The 21,621-nt window shown below is 71.6% G+C and carries 18 protein-coding genes and 1 pseudogene; 12 read left to right on the forward strand and 7 right to left on the reverse strand.

What is annotated here, in order from left to right:
* The first annotated feature begins 124 nt into the window (after positions 1 to 124).
* The gene (locus ACWCQS_RS31725) at positions 125 to 1,360 is read left to right on the forward strand and encodes a DUF4032 domain-containing protein (RefSeq protein ID WP_451007633.1); all 1,236 of its coding nucleotides are present in this window, start codon (positions 125 to 127) and stop codon (positions 1,358 to 1,360) included.
* Position 1,361: 1 nt separating this feature from the next.
* Here ACWCQS_RS31725 and ACWCQS_RS31730 read toward each other — a convergent pair whose 3' ends face one another.
* A complete protein-coding gene (locus ACWCQS_RS31730; RefSeq protein WP_451007634.1) occupies positions 1,362 to 2,228 on the reverse strand; it encodes a universal stress protein in 867 nt (288 codons plus the stop codon).
* Positions 2,229 to 2,465: 237 nt separating this feature from the next.
* Between ACWCQS_RS31730 and ACWCQS_RS31735 the strand changes: the two genes are divergently transcribed.
* The 3 genes from ACWCQS_RS31735 to ACWCQS_RS31745 are packed head-to-tail and all read left to right on the forward strand — an operon-like array spanning position 2,466 to position 5,969.
* Positions 2,466 to 4,142, forward strand: coding sequence for an FAD-dependent oxidoreductase (locus ACWCQS_RS31735; RefSeq protein ID WP_451007635.1), 1,677 nt, complete (start codon positions 2,466 to 2,468; stop codon positions 4,140 to 4,142).
* A gap of 16 nt (positions 4,143 to 4,158) precedes the next feature.
* Positions 4,159 to 5,619, forward strand: a complete 1,461-nt coding sequence (locus tag ACWCQS_RS31740; RefSeq protein WP_451007636.1) for an ATP-binding protein — start codon at positions 4,159 to 4,161, stop codon at positions 5,617 to 5,619.
* Positions 5,616 to 5,969 (forward strand): UBP-type zinc finger domain-containing protein, encoded by a 354-nt coding sequence (locus ACWCQS_RS31745; protein ID WP_451007637.1) that lies wholly within the window; start codon positions 5,616 to 5,618, stop codon positions 5,967 to 5,969. The genes ACWCQS_RS31740 and ACWCQS_RS31745 overlap by 4 nt, the downstream gene beginning before the upstream one ends.
* Here ACWCQS_RS31745 and ACWCQS_RS31750 read toward each other — a convergent pair.
* Together ACWCQS_RS31750 and ACWCQS_RS31755 are read right to left on the reverse strand one after the other, a co-directional pair.
* On the reverse strand, positions 5,890 to 7,245 hold the full coding sequence (locus ACWCQS_RS31750; protein ID WP_451007638.1) for an SGNH/GDSL hydrolase family protein: 1,356 nt from the start codon (positions 7,243 to 7,245) through the stop codon (positions 5,890 to 5,892). The genes ACWCQS_RS31745 and ACWCQS_RS31750 overlap by 80 nt on opposite strands.
* A gap of 210 nt (positions 7,246 to 7,455) precedes the next feature.
* The gene (locus tag ACWCQS_RS31755; protein WP_451007639.1) at positions 7,456 to 9,243 is read right to left on the reverse strand and encodes a M4 family metallopeptidase; all 1,788 of its coding nucleotides are present in this window, start codon (positions 9,241 to 9,243) and stop codon (positions 7,456 to 7,458) included.
* Positions 9,244 to 9,561: 318 nt separating this feature from the next.
* On the opposite strand from ACWCQS_RS31755, the gene ACWCQS_RS31760 reads away from it, so the two are divergent.
* A complete protein-coding gene (locus ACWCQS_RS31760; RefSeq protein ID WP_451007640.1) occupies positions 9,562 to 10,737 on the forward strand; it encodes a serine hydrolase domain-containing protein in 1,176 nt (391 codons plus the stop codon).
* Between the two features lie 69 nt (positions 10,738 to 10,806).
* Here ACWCQS_RS31760 and ACWCQS_RS31765 read toward each other — a convergent pair whose 3' ends face one another.
* The gene (locus tag ACWCQS_RS31765; protein ID WP_451007641.1) at positions 10,807 to 11,493 is read right to left on the reverse strand and encodes an SDR family oxidoreductase; all 687 of its coding nucleotides are present in this window, start codon (positions 11,491 to 11,493) and stop codon (positions 10,807 to 10,809) included.
* Between the two features lie 19 nt (positions 11,494 to 11,512).
* On the reverse strand, positions 11,513 to 12,139 hold the full coding sequence (locus ACWCQS_RS31770; RefSeq protein WP_451007642.1) for an isochorismatase family cysteine hydrolase: 627 nt from the start codon (positions 12,137 to 12,139) through the stop codon (positions 11,513 to 11,515).
* 206 nt (positions 12,140 to 12,345) lie between these two features.
* Here ACWCQS_RS31770 and ACWCQS_RS31775 point away from each other — a divergent pair, with 206 nt between their 5' ends.
* The 7 genes and pseudogenes from ACWCQS_RS31775 to ACWCQS_RS31805 form a co-directional block, all read left to right on the forward strand.
* Positions 12,346 to 13,023 carry an AIM24 family protein gene (locus ACWCQS_RS31775; RefSeq protein ID WP_451007643.1) on the forward strand — a complete coding sequence of 226 codons (678 nt, stop codon included), beginning with the start codon at positions 12,346 to 12,348 and terminating at the stop codon, positions 13,021 to 13,023.
* Positions 13,024 to 13,179: 156 nt separating this feature from the next.
* Positions 13,180 to 14,220, forward strand: a complete 1,041-nt coding sequence (locus ACWCQS_RS31780) for a tetratricopeptide repeat protein (RefSeq protein WP_451007644.1) — start codon at positions 13,180 to 13,182, stop codon at positions 14,218 to 14,220.
* The gene (locus tag ACWCQS_RS31785) at positions 14,217 to 15,236 is read left to right on the forward strand and encodes a polyprenyl synthetase family protein (protein ID WP_451007645.1); all 1,020 of its coding nucleotides are present in this window, start codon (positions 14,217 to 14,219) and stop codon (positions 15,234 to 15,236) included. Before ACWCQS_RS31780 ends, ACWCQS_RS31785 begins: the two co-directional genes overlap by 4 nt.
* A gap of 215 nt (positions 15,237 to 15,451) precedes the next feature.
* Complete coding sequence (locus ACWCQS_RS31790) at positions 15,452 to 16,414, forward strand: threonine/serine dehydratase (RefSeq protein WP_451007646.1); 963 nt, start codon at positions 15,452 to 15,454, stop codon at positions 16,412 to 16,414.
* Between the two features lie 197 nt (positions 16,415 to 16,611).
* A complete protein-coding gene (locus tag ACWCQS_RS31795) occupies positions 16,612 to 18,168 on the forward strand; it encodes a protein kinase domain-containing protein (RefSeq protein ID WP_451007647.1) in 1,557 nt (518 codons plus the stop codon).
* A gap of 50 nt (positions 18,169 to 18,218) precedes the next feature.
* Complete coding sequence (locus tag ACWCQS_RS31800) at positions 18,219 to 19,190, forward strand: LLM class F420-dependent oxidoreductase (protein ID WP_451007648.1); 972 nt, start codon at positions 18,219 to 18,221, stop codon at positions 19,188 to 19,190.
* A 49-nt stretch (positions 19,191 to 19,239) separates the two neighbouring features.
* Positions 19,240 to 19,443, forward strand: a pseudogene (locus ACWCQS_RS31805) (hypothetical protein); the annotation flags it as partial.
* A 36-nt stretch (positions 19,444 to 19,479) separates the two neighbouring features.
* Here the strand turns inward: ACWCQS_RS31805 and ACWCQS_RS31810 are convergent.
* Together ACWCQS_RS31810 and ACWCQS_RS31815 are read right to left on the reverse strand one after the other, a co-directional pair.
* The gene (locus tag ACWCQS_RS31810) at positions 19,480 to 20,034 is read right to left on the reverse strand and encodes a DUF6328 family protein (RefSeq protein WP_451007649.1); all 555 of its coding nucleotides are present in this window, start codon (positions 20,032 to 20,034) and stop codon (positions 19,480 to 19,482) included.
* A gap of 53 nt (positions 20,035 to 20,087) precedes the next feature.
* Positions 20,088 to 21,071 carry an aldo/keto reductase gene (locus ACWCQS_RS31815; protein WP_451007650.1) on the reverse strand — a complete coding sequence of 328 codons (984 nt, stop codon included), beginning with the start codon at positions 21,069 to 21,071 and terminating at the stop codon, positions 20,088 to 20,090.
* Between the last annotated feature and the right edge of the window lie 550 nt (positions 21,072 to 21,621).

The following is a 21,621-nucleotide window of genomic DNA, read 5'->3' on the forward strand; positions in this document are numbered from 1 at the left end:
GCCCTCGTGGCGGAGCCACGTGGGCGGTTCGGCAACGCGGCGAGCGTGCGTGCCAGGCGTCGCCGAGCAGGCGGGAATTTGACGACAGGGCCTAGAACACGGGCGGGGCCTTAGGGTTCGTGCCATGGCCTTGCAGATCAGCGCCACGAACCCGGAGCACCCCGCGCTCCTGCTCGCCCTGCCCTGGGACGTGCCCCTGGAGGAGTGGCCCGAGGAGTATCTCGTGCCGCTCCCGAGGGGCATCTCCCGGCACGTCGTGCGGTACGCGCACGCCGGCGACGAGGTGATCGCCGTCAAGGAGCTCGCCGAGCGCCCCGCGCTGCGCGAGTACCAGCTGCTGCGCGACCTGGACCGGCTCGGCATCCCCGCCGTCGACCCCCTCGCCGTGGTCACCGGCCGCACCGACCGCTCGGGCGCCCCGCTGGAGCCGGTGCTGATCACCCGGCATCTGCGCGGCTCGATGCCGTACCGCTCGATGTTCGAGACGACCATGCGCCCGGCGACCATGCACCGCCTGATGGACGCCCTCGCCGTGCTGCTGGTCCGGCTGCACCTGGCCGGGTTCGCCTGGGGCGACTGCTCGCTGTCCAACACCCTCTTCCGGCGGGACGCGGGCGCCTACGCCGCGTATCTGGTCGACGCCGAGACCGGCGACCTGCAGCCGCGGCTGAGCCCCGGGCAGCGGGAGTACGACCTGGATCTGGCCCGCGTGAACATCAGCGGGGAGCTGCTGGACCTGGAGGCGTCCGGTGCGCTGCACCCGTCCGTGGACCCGGTGGAGTTCGGGCACGAGATCTGCACCCGGTACCAGGGCCTGTGGCAGGAGCTGACCCGCACCTCGGTGTACCCGGCGGGCAAGTACCACTACATCGAACGCAGGATCCGCCGGCTGAACGACCTCGGTTTCGACGTGGCCGAGATGCAGATCGAGCACTCCTCGAACGGCGACACGGTCACCTTCGTGCCGAAGGTCGTCGACGCCGGACACCACCAACGGCAGCTGTTGCGGCTGACCGGCCTGGACACGGAGGAGAACCAGGCGCGGCGCCTGCTGAACGACCTGGAGAGCTGGATGGCCACCCAGGACGACTACGCCCCGGGCGACCCCCTCGCCGCCCGCCCGGAGGTGCTGGCCCACCGCTGGGTGCGGGACGTGTTCCGGCCCACCGTGCGGGCCGTACCGCTTCAGCTGCGCGGCTCGATGGACCCGGCCGAGATCTACCACGAACTCCTCGAACACCGCTGGTACCTGTCCGAGCGCGCCCAGCACGACATAGGCCTCGACACGGCCGTCAAGGACTACATCGAGAACGTCCTGCCCACGGCGCGGGCCGGTCTGGAGCCGACCGAGGCCGAGTAGCTCACTCGTGCGGGACCACGGCGACCGGGCACTCGGCGTGGTGCAGCATCCCGTGCGCGACCGAGCCGATCCGGGCGCCGACGGCCGTACGGTGCGCCCGGCGCCCGACGACCATCAGCTGGGCCCGGTCTGCCACCGACAGCAGCACCTGGCCCGCGCTGCCCATCTCGAGCTGCTCGGCCACGGGCACCTCGGGGAACCGCTCCCGCCACGGCCCGAGCGCCTCCGTCAGCGCCTGCTTCTCGTAGGGCTCGAGGCCGCCCGCGTCGTCGAGGAGCTTGAGCGAGCCGGGGCTGTAGGCGAAGACCGGTGGCATTGTCCACGCGCGGACGGCCCGGACGGCCGCGCCGCGGGCCGCCGCCGTCTCGAACGCGAACCGCAGGGTGGCCGCGCTGTCCTGCGGGTTGCCGTGCTGGCCGACGACGACGTCCCGCCCGGCGGCCTCGGCCGCCGGCCGGTCCCCGGCGCGCACCAGGACCACCGGCCGGCTCGCCCCGGCGATCACCTGCTGGCCGACCGAGCCCAGCAGGAAACCGAGGACGGGCCCCTGCCCGCGCGAGCCCAGCACCAGCATCTCCGCGTCCGCCGCGGCACGGGCCAGCGCGTGCACGGGCTCGCCCTCGACCACGTCGACGGTCACGTCCAGCTCCGGATGCCGCTCGGCGACGGCCCGCACGGCCTCCGCCACCCCTCTCGACACCCATCCGTGCTGGGTGTTCCGGTCGGCGGTGGCGAGCGACTCGGCGTACCGCCAGGCGTGCACCACGCGCAGCGGCAGCCCACGGCGTACGGCCTCCCGGCCCGCCCAGTCCAGCGCGGCCAGGCTCTCCTCGGTGCCGTCCACCCCTGCCGTGATCGGGCGTGTCATGCGTGGGCCTCCTCGTCGCCGCTCTCGTGGTGCTGGTGCCCACTATCGGGCACGGTCGCGCACGCGCACGGCGATCTCCCCCACGACCCGTCGGCGATCCCCCGGGCCGGTCTCGGCACGCACTGCCCGACGTATCCCAGGGCGAACCGGCGGGATCGAACATACGATGGCTGCGAACCGGTGCGGTGGTCCCCACGACACCGAGCCGTGGAAACGACGCCCGGGGTGGGGAGACGTATGGCACAGGCCGCCGAGGCAGCGCGGACCGTCATCCTGACCGTGGACGACGACCCGGGGGTCTCCCGCGCCGTCGCCCGCGATCTGCGGCGGCGCTACGGCGAGTCGTACCGGATCGTGCGCGCGGAGTCCGGCGAGTCCGCGCTCCAGGCCCTGCGCGAGCTGAAGCTGCGCGGCGACCTGGTGGCGGTGATCCTGGCCGACTACCGCATGCCGCAGATGAACGGCATCGAGTTCCTGGAACTGGCGCTGGACGTGTACCCGGGTGCGCGCCGGGTGCTGCTGACCGCGTACGCGGACACCAACGCGGCGATCGACGCGATCAACGTGGTCGATCTGGACCACTATCTCCTCAAGCCCTGGGACCCGCCGGAGGAGAAGCTCTACCCGGTCCTGGACGACCTGCTGCAGGCCTGGCGCACCAGCGCCTACCGGCCCGTGCCCAGCACCAAGGTCGTCGGGCACCGCTGGTCGGCGCGGTCGTCGGACGTACGCGAGTTCCTCGCCCGCAACCAGGTGCCGTACCGCTGGTACTCGGTGGAGGAACCCGAGGGGCAGCGGCTGCTGGCGGCCGCCGGGCAGGACGGGCGGCGGCTGCCGCTGGTGATCACGCCGGACGGCACCACGCTGGTCGAGCCGGAGGCGCCGGAACTGGCCGCGCGGGTGGGGCTGGCGACCACGCCGACGGCCGACTTCTACGACCTGATCGTGATCGGCGGCGGGCCGGCCGGGCTCGGTGCGGCCGTGTACGGAGCCTCCGAGGGGCTCAGGACCGTGCTGGTGGAGCGGTCGGCGACCGGCGGGCAGGCCGGGCAGAGCTCCCGGATCGAGAACTATCTGGGCTTCCCCGACGGCGTCTCCGGCGCCCAGCTCACCGAGCGGGCGCGCCGGCAGGCGGCCAAGTTCGGCGCGGAGATCCTCACCACCCGCGAGGTGACCGGACTGGAGGTCAACGGCGCCGCCCGGGTCGTACGGTTCGCGGACGGCACGGCGATCGCCGCGCACAGTGTGATCCTCGCGACCGGCGTCCAGTACCGGCAGCTGGAGGCCGTCGGCTGCCTCGACCTGACCGGCTGCGGGGTGTTCTACGGTTCGGCGCTGACCGAGGCCGCCTCCTGCCAGGGGCAGGACATCTACATCGTCGGCGGCGCCAACTCGGCGGGCCAGGCCGCGATGTATCTGTCCCGGGGCGCGAAGTCGGTGACGCTGCTGGTACGGGGACCCGACCTGTCGGCCTCGATGTCGCACTACCTGATCCAGCAGATCAACGAGGCGCCGAACATCTCGGTGCGCCCGCACACCGTGGTGGACGCGGCGCACGGCGTGGACCGCCTGGAGCAGCTGACGCTGCGTGACACCGTGACCGGGGAGACCGAACGGGTCGACGCGCACTGGATGTTCGTGTTCATCGGTGCCGCCCCGCTGACCGACTGGCTGGGCGACGCGGTGCTGCGCGACGAGCGCGGGTTCATCCTGGCCGGGCCCGATCTGACCGCCGACGGGCGGCCGCCGGCCGGCTGGGAGCTGGACCGGCCGCCGTACCACCTGGAGACCAGCGTGCCCGGCGTGTTCGTGGCGGGTGACGCCCGTGCCGAGTCCGCCAAGCGGGTCGCGTCCGCCGTCGGCGAGGGAGCCATGGCCGTGATGCTCGTCCACCGGTATCTGGAACAGTCATGAACGATCTGGAGCAGACATGAGCGGGCAGATCATGCCGTGCAATCCCAATGAGATCGGCTCGCTGTTCCTCTTCGAGAAGCTGAGTCCCGAACAGCTGGGCCGGTTGTGCGCCGAGGGGCGGATCGAGTTGTTCCAGCCCGGCCCGGTCTACACCGAAGGCGACCCGGCCACCTGCTTCTTCGTGATGATCGAGGGCACGGCCGTGCTCTCCCGCCGGGTCGGTGGCGACGATGTGGAGGTCAGCCGCACCTCGCAGCGCGGGGTGTACGCGGGCGCGATGCAGGCCTACCTCGGCGACCGGGTGCGGCAGGCCTACAACAACTCGATGCGGGTGACGGAGCCGTCGCGGTTCTTCGTGCTGCCGGCGGACATCTTCGCGGACGTCATGACCGAGTGGTTCCCGATGGCCGTGCATCTGCTGGAGGGCCTGTTCTTCGGGGCGAAGCGCACCCAGGCGGCGGTCGGGCAGCAGGAGCGGCTGCTGGCGCTGGGTTCGCTGTCGGCGGGGCTCACGCACGAGCTGAACAACCCCGCGGCGGCGGCCGTACGCGCGACGGCCACGCTCCGCGAACGGGTGGCGAAGATGCGCCGCAAGCTCGCCGTGATCGCCGAAGGCCCCTTCTCCCGTGACGCGTTGGCGAGCCTGATCGAGATCCAGGAGCGCACCGCCGAACGGGTCGCCAAGGCCCCCGTGCTCAGTCCGATGGAGACCGCCGACCGGGAGGACCTGCTCAGCGACTGGCTGGACGACCACGGCATCGACTCCGGCTGGCAGGTGGCGCCCACCTTCGTGCAGGCGGGCCTCGACGTCGACTGGCTGGAGCAGGTCGCGGCGGCCGTGGACGAGGAGATCCTGGCCGGTGCGATCGGCTGGCTCAACTACACCATCGAGACCGAACTGCTGATGAACGAGATCGAGGACTCCACCACCCGGATCTCGCACCTCGTCGACGCGGCCAAGCAGTACTCGCAGCTGGACCGGGCGCCCTACCGCGTGGTGGACGTGCACGAACTCCTCGACAGCACCCTGCTGATGCTGTCCGGCAAGATCGGCCCCGGTATCGAGGTCGTGAAGGAGTACGACCGCACGCTCCCGCCGGTGCCCGCCTATCCGGCGGAGCTGAACCAGGTGTGGACCAACCTGATCGACAACGCGGTGTCGGCCATCAACAGCGCGGGCGGCACGGGCAGGTTGACCGTGCGGACCGCGCTCGACCACGAGAGGCTGCTGGTGGAGTTCCGGGACACCGGGCCAGGTGTCCCGCCCGAGATCAAGGACCGGATCTTCGACCCGTTCTTCACCACCAAACCGGTCGGCGAGGGAACCGGGCTGGGCCTGGACATCTCCTGGCGGATCGTCGTCAACAAGCACCACGGCAGCCTGCGCGTGGAGTCGGTGCCCGGCGACACCCGCTTCCAGGTGCTGCTGCCGCTGACCGCCGAGACGGCGGCGGAGGAAGTGGAGGAAATCGCATGACCACTGTCGACTCAGTAGACCCGGGCGTCCCGCCCAGCGGTCCGGGATGCGTGGAGTGCGAGGAGGCCGGCGGCTGGTGGTTCCATCTGCGCCGGTGCGCGCAGTGCGGGCACATCGGCTGCTGCGACGACTCCCCCGCGAAGCATGCCACCGCGCACTACCACGCCACGGGGCATCCGGTGATCCGGAGCTTCGAGCCGGGCGAGGAATGGTTCTGGGACTACGCGACGGACGAGATGTACGCCTCGGGTCCGCAGCTGGCCCCGCCCGTCAGTCACCCCGCCGAACAGCCGGTGCCGGGACCTGCCGGGCGGGTGCCGAAGAACTGGGCGGAGATACTGCGGGGTTGAGTGCCCCCGCCCCCTCGGGGCGTTCCAGTCGGGCGGGGTGAGCCGGCCGGAGCGCCGGTGAGCGGGTGCAGTCGAGGCTGCCGGGGTCGACGGCGTCGGCCAGCGCCCGCATGCCCTTGTCGTCGGGGTGGAGGTGGTCACCGCCGTCGAGGAACGGCAGCAGCCGTGCGGAGTCGTGGGGGCCGCGCAGGGCGCGGTCGAAGTCGGTGACCGCGTCGAACACCCCGCTGGTGCGGATGAACCGGTTCACTTCCCGGCGTACGGCCTCGGCGGCCGGGTCCCATTCGGGCCAGCCCCCGAAGGGGCCGATGGTCGCGGCCACCACGCACTTCCCCGCCGCGTGCACCCGCTCGGCGATCTTCCGGTACCCGGCGATCAGGTCCTGCGCGGTGACGCCGGTGTGCGCCTTGAGGTCGTTCACCCCCTCGAAGAGGAAGACGGTGCGCACTCCGGGCAGGGACAGCACGTCCCGGTCCAGCCGGTGCAGCGCGCTCTGCCCGGCGTCGTCGGCGAGCACCTGGTTGCCCGAGATGCCTTCGTCGGCGACGCCCCGGACGGCCGCGTGGGCGGTGTTCAGGCGCCGCGCCAGGTAGTCGGGCCAGCGGCGGTCCAGGTCCGCGGTGGAGTGCCAGCCGTCGGTGAGGGAGTCGCCGAGCGCGACCACGGCCCGGCCGGCGCCGCGGGACGGACGTACGGACACGGCGTCGAGGTACCACCAGGATCCGGTGGTCTGCGTCCAGTTGGTCGCGCTCTCCTCGGCGGTGTGGTCGCCCTGGCCGGTGTAGGAGGTCTGCATCGCCAGCCAGTGGCCGGTCGCCGGTCCTGCCGCGGCCGGGGTGTGCAGGCTGACCACCAGATCGGTGCCGGGGCGCAGCCGGCCTGGCCGCGGGTCGCTCCAGGCGGTGGCACCGGACGGGACGACGACCGTACGGGCGCCGCCGAAGGTCAGCCGGCGGTTGCTGCCCGGCCGCAGGGCGGCTCCCTCGCTGCGCACTCCGGCGTAGACGCCGTCCACGGTCAGCGGCCGGTCACCGAAGGCGTTGCTCAGGCGGACGCGCAGATCGTCGCCGCCGACGCTGGTGTGCACGATCAGCCGGTAGTCCTGTCCGGCGGTGCCTTCGCCCAGGCGATCGGCGCTCGCCGCCCAGGTGACGACCCCCGAGGCGTGCTCGGCGGACGCGGGCAGAGCGGCCGCCCGGCCGGGCGCGGACTGGCAGACGACGGCCGTGAGCAGGACGGCGGCGACGCGGCGGACGCGTCCGAACCGGCCGGTCATCGCGCGAGGTCCCGGAGTGTGACGGACCCGCCGGGTCGCATGCGGACCGTCCGGGACGGGCCTGCGTATCCCACGCAGGTCATGGTCCCGCCGCCGCCGCGGATGCGCACCTCGGGGGCATCCGGGCCTGCGGCCGGAGGCGGTGCGCGCGCACCCCGGACATGCGGATGCCCCGCGCGAGGCGGGGCATCCGGTGCTGCTGCGGCCGTGTCAGTGACGGGCGGCCGGCGTGTTGGCGGCGGTGACGTTGACCGCGGCCCACGCCTTGTCCACCGTCTTGTACTCGGTGCTGTTCGCGCCGTACAGGTCCTTGGCCGCCTTCAGCGTCGCGACGCGCGCGTCGTGGAAGGACGTCGTGGAGACCATGTAGCGGGTGAGCGCACGGTAGAAGATCGCGGTGGCCTTGGTGCGGCCGATGCCCGTGACCGTCGAGTTGTCGTAGGTCGGCGAGTAGTACTTGACCCCGTTGATCGTCTTGCTGCCGCTGCCCTCCGCCAGGAGGTAGTAGGCGTGCGAGGAGACACCGGAACCGGCGTGCACCTCGGTGTAGTAGGTGTCCGGCGACCAGTAGTCGATCGTGCCCTCGAGCTTGTCGAGCGACGGGTGGTCGAGACGGCGCAGGAACTTCTGCGCGAGGCCCAGCTTCTCGCCGATCAGGTAGTCCGGCGTGTCGTTCTTGTTGTTGCTGAAGAACTCGACGTTGGAGCCGAAGATATCCGCGAGCGACTCGTTCAGCGCGCCGGGCTCACCGTACTGGTTGCCGTCGGAGTCGACGTACGTCGGCTCCAGCTTCGCGGTCGCGTCCACCACACCGTGGGTCAGCTCGTGGCCGGTGACGTCGAGGACGACGAGCGGCTTCTTGAAGGTCTGGCCGTCGCCGTCGCCGTACAGCATGCAGTTGCAGGTCGGGTCCCAGAAGGCGTTGGCGACCTTCTTGCCCCAGTGGACCATGCCCTGGGCGGCCTTGCTGTTGTTGGCTATGCCCTTGCGGCCGAAGGTCTTCTTGTAGAAGTCCAGGGTCTGGGTGATGCCGTACTGGGCGTCGGCGGCGGCGCTGGCACGGTTGCTGGTCGTGCCGTTGCCCCACACGTTGGTCGTGCTGGTGAACTTCGCGCCGGCGCTGAACTTCTCCGTGTACGAGCCCTTGGCGTCCCGCGTCTCGGTGCCGTACCGGCTCGGGTCCTTGAGCTGGTAGTGGCCGCGCGAGGTCGCCGTGGTGGTCAGGCCGACGCTGCCCACGAAGAGGGTCTTGCCGGTGCCCCTGGCGGGCGACGGGTAGGTCGTGGCGCCCGAGGCGACGGAACCGAGCAGGCCGGTCTGCGGGGAGGCGGAGCCGATGCCGGCGGCCGGGTCGATGGTCTCGCCGTGCTTGCGCAGGCTCTCCAGCAGCTTCGGCGAGAGGAACTCGTCGCTGTCGGGCGTGTTGCTGCGCACCTTGCCGGTGACGGCGTCGACGACGACGGTGTTGGTGCCGTTCTGGTCGGTGACGGTCACCTGGTAGGCGAGGGCGGAGGAGCCGCCGCGCGCGTCGACGACCAGCTGGGCGGTGCCCGCGTCGCCCTTGGCGGCCTGGGCGGCCTTGGCGGCGGCCTGGTCCGCGGTCAGCTTGGCCTTGGTGGTGGCCGGCTCGACGGCGTGACCGGCGGCGCGGGTCACGCCGGCGTACGCCAGCTTGTGGTCGAGGTGGACGATGAGGTCGCCGCCGAGCACGGGCATGCCGTCGTGCGTGCGGACGAACCGGACGTGCCGGGCGCCCTCGGGGTCGATCATCACGTCCTGCGCGTGCAGTTCGTCGCCCTGGGAGACGCCGGTCGCCGTGGCGTGGGCGAAGGCCGCGGTGCGCGCCGCCTCGACCACCACCGTGGCGTTCGTGATGGCGGACGCCGAGGACCGCTCCACCCCCGTGGAGGGACCCGCGAAAGCCGTACCGGCCAGGCCCGTGGCAGCGGTCGTCACCGCGATGGCGACGGCAACGCTGCGTATGTGCGGTCTACGCAAGGATCAGGGTTCCTTCGTTCGAAGGCAGCGGGGATCACCAACCGCCTTGAGACATGACGCGGTTCGCGTCACGGGGGCTGGTCGGGCCCCAAGGCGTAACCCTTACGGATCAGTCATGTCCACGTAAAGGCGGAATGATCGATTTCGCGACCTTCTATGGCAATCCTTTACGAATGCGCGCCACAGAGTGATCACTGCCTGACCAACTGTGTGTCGGCTGTGGAGATGTGTGCTGAATCCCCTAGGTTCCAAAGCCGGAATGTGACCGATGTCGCATCACACCTCGTACCGGTTCGTATCGCTGAAAGCGGGTGACGGATGGTCACGGCAATGGTGCGGCGAGGCGCGGTCCTCGGAGCCGTCGCGCTGTCGCTTCTCGCACTCCCGGCGCGGGCCGCGACAGGAGAGCCGGCCGCCCGGGCGGCCTTGAGGCCCCGGCCGGCCCTGCCGGCACCCGACACCGCCGGCCTCGCCGCGGTGGTGCGGTCCGCGGTGAGCCGGGGCGCGCCGGGCGCCCTGGCCCGCATCGACGACCACGGCCGGACGTACGAGGTGACGAGCGGAGTCGCCGACCGGAGCACGCGACGGGCCATCAGCGCCGACGACCGCTTCCGTGTCGGCAGCGTCACCAAGACCTTCTCGGCCGTCGTCCTGCTCCAGCTCGCCGACGAACACCGGCTGGACCTCGACGCGCCGGTCAACCGCTATCTGCCCAAGCTGCTGCCGGACGACCGCATCACGGTCCGCCAACTGCTCGGTCATCGCAGCGGCCTGTACGACTACACCGACGACCTGTTCGCCGACAGCGTGTCCGGCTTCGAGGCGGTGCGGAACAAGGTCTTCACCTACCGTCAGCTGGTCGGCCTCGCCTTGAAGAAGCCCCGCACCAACGCACCGGGCGCCGCGTACTCCTACTCCAACACCAATTTCGTGGTGGCGGGCATGCTCATCGAGAAGCTCACCGGGCACTCGGTGCGGACCGAGTACGAGGACCGCGTCTTCAAGCCGCTGCGCCTGCGGGACACCTTCTACGTGCATCCCGAGACGGGCATCCCGGGCCGGTACGCCCGCGGATACCTCACCCCGGACAAGGCCGGCGACCCGCTGGTGGACTCCACCGAGCAGACGATGTCATGGGCGCAGAGCGCGGGGGCGATCATCTCCGGTGCGCGGGATCTGAACGCGTTCTACAGCGCGCTGCTCGGGGGCAGGCTGCTGTCCTCGGCACGGCTGGCGGAGATGGAACGCTTCACTCCGGTCAACGGCACCACGGCGTACGGGCTGGGGCTACGGCGGCGCGATCTGTCGTGCGGGATCTCGGTGTACGGGCACACGGGGGTGGTGCAGGGGTACTCCACGTACGCCTTCGCCACGAAGGACGGCAGGCGGAGTCTCACGGCCGCCGCCAACACGTCCAACAACGGGAGGGTCTCCGATGCGTTGGCCGGGGCGTTGGATTCGGCGTTCTGCGGGAAGAAGGCTGCCAAGGGGTAGGGGCCGGCAGTGCACCGGTGCCGCCCATCCGGGAGGCGCCCAGGAGCCTTCCGCGGGAACGGCGTCCGCTCACCCTTCGGGCGGCTGCGACAGCGCGTGCTTGACCTGTCGGGTCCGCTCGTCGGTGAGAACCTCGACCCGGTCGTTCGCCAGGGCCTCCATGGTCTGCTCCGCCACGTCGGCCGCGCTGATCTTCGGTGCGTCGGTGAAGTCGCTGAGGTCCGTCTCCACGAAACTGGCATGGACACCGACCACGAGCGTCCCCTGTTCCCGCAGGCCTTCGCGCAGCGCACCCGTCAACGACCACTGGGCTGCCTTGGAGGCGGCATACCCGGGGTAGTCCGGCCGCGAGGCCCAGGAGGCGGCCGACAGGATGTTGACCAGGGCACCACCACCATTGCGTGCCAGGACGGGAGCGAAGGCCCGGGAGACGGCCCAGGTGCCGAAGTAGTTCGTCTCCATCGCCCGGCGCGCACCGTCGAGAGAGCCCGTCAGGAGCTTGGTGTCGAATCCGCCCACACCAGCGTTGTTGACCACGATGGTGACGTCGCCCGCGACGGCAGCCGCCGCGACGATGTCATCGGGCTCGGTGACGTCCAGACGCAGCGGAGTGAGGTCCTGGTCCGTCACGCTCGCCGGGTCGCGGACGGCGGCGTAGACCTTCCCGGCCCCGCGGTCGATCAGCGCACGAGCCAACGCTCGGCCGATGCCGCGATTGGCTCCTGTCACCAGGGCGATCGATCCTTCGAGTTCCATCGTGCCTCCTCCCGGCCGGCTACCCGGAGTTCTTCAGCCCTTGGAGGAGTTCCTCGGTCGTGGTGATGCGGTGCGCGTAGGTCGGCCCGTTGAGTTCATGGGCGGCGTGCATCATCTCGGGCTTGAAGGCCGCGGTGGCGTCACGGACCAGTGTCACGCGGTAGCCCAGCTCCATGGCGAAGCGGGCGGTGGCCTCGATACAGGTGTTGGCCAGCAGGCCGACGACCACCACGTGGGTGATGCCATGCTGCTTGAGCAGCAGGTCCAGGTCGGTGTTGGCGAACCCGCTCGACCCCCAGTGCTCGTGGGCGATGACGTCACCCGGTTGTGGCTGGAAGTCGGGGTGGAACTCCCCGCCCCAGGAACCCCTGGCGAAGTGGTGCCCCTCCTGGATCTTGCGCTGCGAGGGGTTCGGGTGGTCCCAGCCGTCGTAGTCGCCCGGCTCCCAGCGGCGGTGCGGTACGAAGAAGATCCGCAGGTTGCTCTCCCGGCCGGCGGCGCCGACGGCGCGCAGATGGTCGAGGAGCCCGACCTCAAGAGCCACATGCCGTACTGCGGGCCAGACCTTCCCGTTCTCGGAGAGGAAGTCGTTGTAGGGGTCGACCAGGAGGATCGCGGTGCGGGCGAGGTCATAGGTTCCGGGCATGGTGGTCCTCACCGGTTGCGGACGCATTCCTGAGGCGGGGTCATGTCGCCGGGCCGGCCTCCGCCCGTGCAGCCCATGCTGCGCCGCCCCATCAGACCCCGCAAATCGGGCCTCGGCTGTGCGGTCGCACCTGGTCGTTCGCGTGGTGGAGCAGGCACTTTCCGTGATCTTGGCGGAAGGGCACCCTCCGGGACACCATGCCCCGCATGAAGGGTGATCTCTTTTCCAGTGCGCATGTGGTGCAGCCGGCCGTGGAGCCGGGCATGTCCGTCGAGAACGCCAAGTGCATCAGGTACGCCGTCAACGGTGAGATGTACGCCCGCCAGGGCGCGATGGTCGCCTATCGCGGCAGCCTCAAGTTCGAGCGCAAGGGCCAGGGCGTCGGCGGCATGCTGAAGCGTGCCGTCACCGGTGAGGGGCTGCCTCTCATGGCGGTGCGCGGGCAGGGCGAGGCCTGGTTCGCGCACGAGGCGCAGAACTGTTTCATCGTCGAGGTGGAGCCCGGCGACCAGTTCACGGTCAACGGTCGCAATGTGCTGTGTTTCGACGCCTCGCTGTCGTACGACATCAGGACGGTGAAGGGGTCGGGCATCGCCGGCGGCGGACTGTTCAACAGCGTGTTCAGCGGGCAGGGCCGGCTCGGTCTGGTGTGCGAGGGCAACCCGCTGGTCATCCCGGTCTCCGCGCAGTCCCCGGTGTACGTCGACACGGACGCCGTGGTCGGCTGGACCGCGCATCTGGAGACCTCGCTGCACCGCTCCCAGTCCATCGGCTCGATGCTGCGCGGCGGTTCCGGTGAAGCCGTGCAGCTAATGCTCCAGGGCGAGGGCTTCGTCGTGGTGCGCCCGAGCGAGCTGACCCCGCAGAAGGCCCAGCAGCACTGAACCTTCACAGGGTGATCCACATCGCACGGGCAACCCCCGTCGCCGTACCCGCGTCTTGATCGGCAACAGACCGACATGCCCCGGTCTCCTCGGCCGGGGCAATTTTCCGAGACCCTATACACGTGATGTATACACGTCGTGTATAGAAAGGCACGCATGTACGGCAAGGCATTCGCCCCGGAGTACCAGGGCGCCCTGACCACCCTGTCCGTGAACTCCTCGCTCGTCGATGTGCTGGCGGAGGGCACCGAGAAGCTGCGCGAGGCCGAGCGGTCCGGGTGCCCCGCCGAGGCGGCCCGCTGCGGGCTCGCCGTCGCCGAGGCGCACCGGCGGCTCGGCCACACGGCGGACGCGGACCGGGCCTGGAAGGCGAGTTACCGCGCCGCCCGCGCGGCCGGCGACACCGCCGCGATGGCGTGGGCGCTGTGGAGCGGCGGCACCCTCGCCCGGCAGCGCGGGGCCTTCCCGCTGGCCTGGCGGCTGCTGGGGCTCGCGGCCGAACTCGGCGAGCGGGGCGGCGACATCGTTGTCCGCGGCTACTCGCTGGCCGGCCTCGCGGAGACCGGTCGCATCCAGGGCGACTACGGGGCCGTCCGCCGGCTGCACGAGCAACTGCTGGCCGAGGCGCGCCGGCGCGGGGAGGCCCGGCACACGGTGTGGGCGCTGGAGGGCATCGCACAGATGCACCGCAACACCGGGGACCACGACCGGGCGTACGCGCTGTTCGAGGAGGCCGCGCAGATAGCCGAGCGGGCGGAGGACCGGCGCGGGCACGCCTGGGCGCTGCGCGGACTCGCCGACATCCTCTCGTTGCGCGACAAGGACACCGAACGGGCACTGGAGCTGCTGTCCCGTGCCGAGGCCTCCTGCCGGGCGATGAACCTCTCCAGCGCGCTCGCCTACAACCACAAGATGCGCGGCAACGTCCTGTACCGCGCCGGGCGTTACGGCGAGGCGCGGGATCTGTACGAGCTGGCCCTGGCGGAGTTCCGTGCGATGAGCGAGCCGCGCGGCGAGGCGCTGGCCCGGCTGGGCCTGGTCAAGTCGCTGGCGCAGCTGGGCCGTGACCGGTCCGTGACGGCGGCCGAACTCGCCGAACTGGCAGAGACGTTGGAGCGGAGCGGACTCAAACACGCCCGAAAGATGGTGGCCCGGGCCCAGGAGGAGTTCGCTCTCGACGCGGAGGGTGCCCGGTGACCGCCGTACAGGCTCCGCCTTCCGCTCCCGAAGTCCTCGGTCGCTGCCGGGAGTTGGTGCAGCCGGCGCTTCGGGAGGCGGTTGGGCGGCTGCATCCGTGGGTGGCCGAGATGGCCGGGTACTCCTTCGGCTGGTGCGAGGTCGGCGGGGCGCCCGCCGCCGCTCCGGGCGGCAAGGGGGTACGGCAGGCGCTTTCGGTGCTCGGTGCCGAGGCGGCGGGCGCCGACGGAGCTGCCGGCGTGCCGGCCGCGGTCGCGGTGGAGCTGGTGCACGCCTTCTCGCTGCTGCACGACGACATCATGGACGGCGACGCGACCCGGCGCCGCCGCCCCGCCGTGTGGAAGGCGTACGGCACCGGCCCCGCGGTACTGGCCGGGGACGCCCTGTTCGCGCTGGCGGTGGAGACCCTCGCGACCGCGCCGCAGGGCGCCGGCGCCGTACGGCTGCTGTCGGCGGCCCTCGCCGACCTGGTGCGTGGGCAGGCCGACGACCTGCTGTTCGCCACCCGGCCCTGGACCGGGCCGGAGCGGGTCACGCCCGAGGAGTACCGGTCGATGGCGGAGGGGAAGACCGGCGCGCTGCTGGGCTGCGCCGCCGCGCTGGGCGCCGTGCTCGGCGGGGCGGGCGAGGCCACGGCCGACGCGCTGGACAGGGCCGGACGGCATCTCGGCATCGCCTTCCAGCTGGTCGACGACGTGCTGGGCATCTGGGGCGATCCGGCCGTCACCGGCAAGCCCGTGGGCGGCGATCTGCGGCAGCGCAAGAAGACGTACCCGGTGCTGGCCGCACTCGATTCCCCGGCGGCCCGCGGGTTGCCCGAGCTCCTCGACGCACCGGGACGGGAGGCGGAGGCCGCCGCACTGATCCACGCGGCGGGCGGCCGTACGGCGGCGCTCGCCCAGGCCCGTGCACACACCGCCACCGCCCGGGCACTGCTCTCGGCCGCACCCCTGGCCACCGAAGCGGCCGGACAACTCGTCCAGCTCCTCGATCACCTGATGGACCGCCGGCTATGACCCCACGCAACCGTCCGCGACCCGCGGGCGGCACAACGCCGCCCAGGCGCTGATCGCAAAGGTACCGCAGGGCGGCTCCTGTCGCTCCTCGATCACCTGGTGGGCCGTCAGCTGCGATCACGGCTGGCCGGTGAATCCGTGTTGACCTCGACGGTCCGCGCGGGTCAGGGTGCGATCGGCGCGGCCCTCACCCCGCGCCGGAAGGGTGAAGCACCTTGATCGGCATCACGGAGATCGAAGCCGCGGCGGAGCGGATCGCCGGACACGTCGTGCGGACGCCGACCGTGCCGAGTCCGGGTCTGACCGAGCTGCTCGGCGTCCCGGTCACCGCCAAGCTCGAACTGCTGCAGCGCACCGGCTCGTTCAAGGCGCGCGGGGCGACGGCGAAGCTGCTGACGCTGAGCGCGGCCGAGCGGGCGGCGGGCGTGGTCGCGGTCAGCGGCGGCAACCACGGGATCGCCCTCGCGGTGATGGCCGCGGCCCTCGATGTGAAGGCGACCGTGGTCATGCCCCGTACCGCGCCGGAGCGTTCCGTCGCGCTCGCCGGGCAGGCGGGCGCGCAGGTGCGGCTGACCGACGGCATGGACAGCGCCTTCGCGCTGGTGACGCGGCTCAGGGACGAGGGGCTGACCCTGGTCCACCCGTTCGACGACCCAGTGGTGATCGCCGGACAGGGCACGGTCGGACTGGAGTTGGCCGAGGACGCGGCGGACGGCCTGACGGACGTCCTGGTCAGCATCGGCGGCGGTGGGCTGATCGCCGGGGTCGCGGCGGCCCTCGCCGCCCGGCGCCCCGGGGTCCGCGTCTGGGGCGTGGAGACCGAGGGCGCCGAGGCCATGTCCGGCGCGCTGAAGGCGGGCGGACCGCTGCCGGTGCCCCTGTCGTCGCTGGTCACCACGCTCAGCGCGCCCTCCGTGTCCCAGCTGACGTACGACCATGCGTCGGCGCTGGTGGAGGAGGTGCTGGTGGTGCCGGACCGGGACGCGGTGCGGGGCTCGCTGGACCTGGCCGAGCACGCCAAGGTGTGGGCCGAGCCGGCCGCGGGCTGTCTGCTGCCGGCGGTGCGCCAGGTCGTGGCCCGGGTCGGCGACGGCGCCCGGATCGGACTCGTGGTGTGCGGCGGCAATTCGACACCACGGGAACTGACCGGCTGGGCCGAGCGGTTCGGGCTGCTGTGAGCCAGGGCGCACCCGGGAATTTACCCTCGGTTACCCGCAGGTCGAACACCCCCCGGGTGCGGCCATCCCAAACTCGCAAGCCCTTTCGAAGAATTGAATGAAAGGCAGGAACGGCACCGGACTCGCGGATTCTTTGAACGCACCCCCGCACGCCCCGCGTACCTCTGTGAGACACACAACAGGGGTTTCAGCGAGGGATGACCATGACCAAGGCGCACGTCTCCGCACACCAGTTGGCCGCCGGACGGTACCGGCTCCTGGAGGTCTTCGCCCGCGAGACGAACCGCCTGTGGTGGTACGCCGAGGACGTGCCGGCGGAGCAGCCCCGGCTGGTGTCCCAGACCACCCTGCCGGAACTCTCCGCCGACGACACCGCGCGCCGGGTCACGGCCCGGGTCATCCGGACCTCCGAGACCATGCGGCTGCTGTGCCCGGGCCAGGTCGCCACGGTCGTGGACGCCGTGGTGGAGGCCGGCACCCTGTGGACGGTCACCGAGTGGATCGATGGCACGCCTCTCGTCGAACTCCTCGATCGCGAGGGCGCGTTCAATGTCGCGCGGGCGGCCCGGATCGGCGTGGAACTGCTCGATGTGCTGCAGGCCGCGCACGAGGAGGGCATCACCCACGGCGAGTTGAGTCCCGGCCAGGTCTTCGTGCGGGACAGCGGGCCGGTCGTCGTCACCGGGTTCGGGCTGGCCGGCGCGACGCTGGTGCCACGGCTCACGGCACCGTCGTACGCCTCGCCCGAGCAGGCCCGCGACGAGCGGATCGGACCGGCCGCCGACCTGTGGGCGCTGGGGGCGCTGCTGTACACGATGGCGGAGGGCCGGCCGCCGTTCCGCGACCGCGGCCGGCCCGACGCCACTCTGAAGGCCGTGGACCGGCTGCCGCTGCGCACCCCGCTGCGCACGGGCCCGCTCACCCAGGCCGTGCAGGGGCTGCTGCGGAAGAACTCGCGGGAGCGGCTGACCCGGCCGGTGGTCCGGGAGGCCCTGGTCCGGACCCTCGACGAGGACGCCGACGCCGACCGGGAGCCGGCCCCCGTGCCCCGGCTGCGCGCCGCGTACGCGGGTGTCCGCCTCGCCGGGCGGGAGCGGGGCAGAGGGCTGCTGGCGGCCGGTACCGTGCTGGCCGTGGTCACCGTGGCGGCCGCCGTCCTGGTCGCGACCCACAGGTCGCCGGGCGTCGGCAGCGCGCAGGCACCGGCCCAGCCCACCATCTCGGCCGGCCGGCGCACCGCGGGCACCGCGCCCTCCTCACCGGCCCCGGCGCCGAGCGCCTCGCCCGCCCTGCCGTCCGGCTATCACCGCTACACCGCACCGGAGGGCTTCTCCGTCGCCCTGCCGGACGGCTGGCAGCGGCTGACCACCACCCGCGTCACCGGCGCCTACCGCGTCACCTTCGGCCGGGGCGGTACCTCCCCCACCCTCGCCGTCACGCACAGCGAGCACGTCGGCCCGGATCCCGTGGCCGTATGGCGGGACGACGTCGAGCCAGGTCTTGAGCGGCTCCCCGGCTACCAGGGCGTCGGCACCGTCCGGGCCACCACGTACCAGAGGTACCGGGCCGCCGACCTGGAGTGGCTGGCGGGGACGGGGGACGCGCGGGTGCACACCTTCGGGCGGGGCTTTCTGACGGGCGGCGGCGACAGCTTCTCGCTGCGCTTCACGACCCCCGCCGCGACCTGGGGCGACGCCGCGAACCGGCTGGCGCTGAGGACGTTCCTGCAGACGTTCCGGGTGCCGCGGCACTGACCGGCACCCGTGGCTCGTTTTCGAGCCGCCGCCCCGGGGACTCGCCAGGTATGGTGCAAATCGGATACACGATGATGACCGAGCAGGCAGGCCCCCGGGACCTCGTGGACCACGTCGTCCGGGCCGAGGAGACCGGGTTCGACTTCTCAGTGATCTCCGACCACTACTCTCCGTGGCTGCCCTCGCAGGGCCACTCCCCGTACGCGTGGAGCGTGCTCGGGGCCGCCGCCCAGGCCACCTCGCGGATTCCGCTGATGACCTATGTGACCTGCCCCATCCTCCGCTACCACCCGGCGATCGTGGCGCAGCAGGCGGCCACCGTGCAACTGCTGTCCCAGGGCAGGTTCCGGCTCGGGCTGGGCGCCGGCGAGAACCTGAACGAGCATGTGGTGGGCGGCGGCTGGCCCCCGGTGGACGTGCGCCACGAGATGCTCGAGGAGGCCGTGGGGATCATTCGCGCCCTGTTCGAGGGCGGCCATGTCACCCACCATGGGCCGCACTACGACGTGGAGTCGGCCCGGCTGTGGGATCTGCCGGACCAGCCCCCGCCGATCGGCATCGCCGTCTCCGGCGACCAGTCCTGCGCACTCGCCGGGCACCTCGCCGACCTGGTCATCGCGACCGAGCCGAAACCGGGACTGCTGGAGGCCTTCGACCGGCACGGCGGCAGCGGCAAACCCCGGGTCGGCCAGTTGCCGGTGTGCTACGACCCCGACCGGGACACGGCGGTCAAGCGCGCCCACTCCCAGTTCCGCTGGTTCGGGCTCGGCTGGAAGGTGAACGCCGAACTGCCGCACCCCGACTCCTTCGAGTCCGCGACGCAGTTCGTGGACGAGGACGACGTCGCCGCCTCCATCCCGTGCGGCGACGACCCGGACGCCTTCGTGGCGGCCGTACGGCCCTACGCCGACGCCGGGTTCGGGGAGATCGCGCTCGTGCAGATCGGCGGCGACGCGCAGGCGGAGTATCTGGACTGGTCGGCGAAGACGCTGCTGCCCGCGCTGCGGGAGGCCTTCGGCTGACGCGCGCTGGCGGCGCCGAAACGAGTTCGCCCAAACATGGCCAATGCGTCCCGGACTGCGCGTGCAGGAGCGGCGGGCGAAGTTCTACAACAGCCTGCAGAAGGCGAGGAGGGCGTTCGAGGAGCTGACCTTCGACGACGCCCAGGACTTCTTCGAGGACGACATGGTCCGGGGCCTGGAGGAACTCCAGCAGGCCATCGGCAGCTGCCTGGCCGCGCTGCGCGGAGCCGGCGGGAACCCGTCTCTCCCGTGACCACGCCGCCCCGCCGCGGAGATTCCGTGCTGCTGCTCAGCCGCCGCCACGGCCGTCAGCTCCGGGTGCTGGAGGGGACTGCCCCCGCCCGAGGCGGTCGGTGGCCGATGCAGTCGTGTGCCGGTGGCGGGCCCACAGCGGCAGGCCGTACCAGCAGACCAGGTACCAGACGACGACGGCCGCCAGCAGATACGGCACATAGCCGCCCTGCGTGGCCACCCGGAGGATCAGCAGCAGGGCGGACGCCATCGTCGCGAGGAGCAGGACCAGGCCCACGAAGGTCATCCGGGCCGCCAGCCGCACGGTCTGCGGCTTGATCCGGCGGCCCGACACCAGCCGGTGCAGGGACACCGGGCCGATGAGGGCGCCGGTCGCGCAGGCGCCCAGGACGACGGTCACGATGTAGATGACCTGGTCGGCGTGGGACAGCGTCGCGTACTTCGGCTGGAAGACGACGGTCAGCAGGAAGCCGAACAGAATCTGCACGCCCGTCTGGGCGACGCGGACCTCCTGGATGAGCTCGACCCACATTCGGTCGGCCCGCTCCTCCTCGGTCTCGTGCCGCCCCCTGCGCGGTCCTTCCTCGTTCATGCGCTTGCGTGTAACCGCCCGGACGTCCGTTCAAACGACGGGTGACACAGCGACTACCAGCGGTGCTCGACCTGGTCCTTGATCCGCCGGTCGTACAGCTCACGGATCGCCGTGAACGTCTCCTCGGGCAGCGGCGGCAACTTGGCGGCGGCCGCGTTCGCCCGGGCCTGCTCCGGGTTGCGGGCGCCCGGGATGACCGTGGTCACGCCGTCCTGCTCGGTGATCCAGCGCAGCGCCAACTGGGCCGGGGTGTAACCCTCGGGGGCCAGCGCGGCGAACTCGGCGGCGGCCTCGACACCGGTCTCGTAGTCGACGCCGGAGAAGGTCTCGCCCTGGTCGAAGGCCTCGCCGTGCCGGTTGAAGGTGCGGTGGTCGTTGGCGGCGAACACGGTGTCCTTGGTGTACTTGCCGGACAGCAGGCCGGAGGCGAGGGGCACACGCGCGATGATGCCGACGCCGGCCGCACGGGCGGCGGGGAGCACCTCCCGCAGGGGTTTCATGCGGAACGGGTTCAGGATGATCTGCACGCTCGCCACGTTCGGCCGGGCGATCGCGGTAAGCGCCTCGGCGCAGGTCTCCACGCTCACCCCGTACGCCGCGACGCGCTCCTCCTCGACCAAGGTGTCCAGGGCGTCGAACACCGCGTCGGAGGAGTAGACGGGCGTCGGCGGACAGTGCAGCTGGACCAGGTCGATGCGGTCGACGCCGAGGTTGCGGCGGGAGCGGTCGTTCCAGGCACGGAAGTTGTCCAGGACGTAGTTCTCGGGGATCTGCTCGACCCGGCGGCCCATCTTGGTCGCCACCAGGACATGCAGATCGGGCCGGCCGCGCAGGAACGAGGCGATGGTCTCCTCGCTGCGTCCGTCGCCGTACACGTCGGCCGTGTCGAAGAAGGTGACGCCCGCCTCGGCGGCGGCCTCGAGGACGGACAGCGCCTCCTTGTCGTCCACGTCGCCCCAGTCGGCGCCCAGCTGCCATGTGCCGAGACCGATCACCGACGCCCACTGACCCGACCTGCCCATTACGCGTTCGTCCATGGCGCCAGTGTGTCATCCGGCACCGGGACGCGCGGAACGAGCCGCTCCGACGGGCGGGCTGTGCACTTTGCTCACATGGGTGAGATGGGTCGACGGAACGCTGAAAGACGTACAGCGGTCCCTGGCATGACCATGTGATCGAACGTTCGATGGACAACTTTCCTTCTCCGGGCGGCGGTTCGGGCGCGGTCAGCCGGCGCGGTCTGCTGCGCGGCGCCGCTTGCACTGGCCGCCGTACCGGCGCTGATCGCGGCCGACCCGGCGGCGGCCGCGCCCGAACTCCCCGAGCCTCCGGCGCAGGTGGCGCTCCACCGCTCGGAGTATCGCAACTGACCGGGTGAGATCGCCGCCGACGGGCTGTGGGCCTGCGCGCCGACCGGGCCCGAGCAGGTGCTCGCCGTCGTCTACTGGGCCTGGCGCAGCGGCTGGTGGGTCCGCGCGCGGGGCTCTTCCCACGGCTGGTCGCCGCTCACGATCACCGAGGGGATGCGTGGGGACAGACCGTCGTCAGCTCCAGGACGCGATTGCTGAGCGAGCCGTACATGCTTCC

Source organism: Streptomyces sp. NPDC002076, assembly GCF_053593835.1.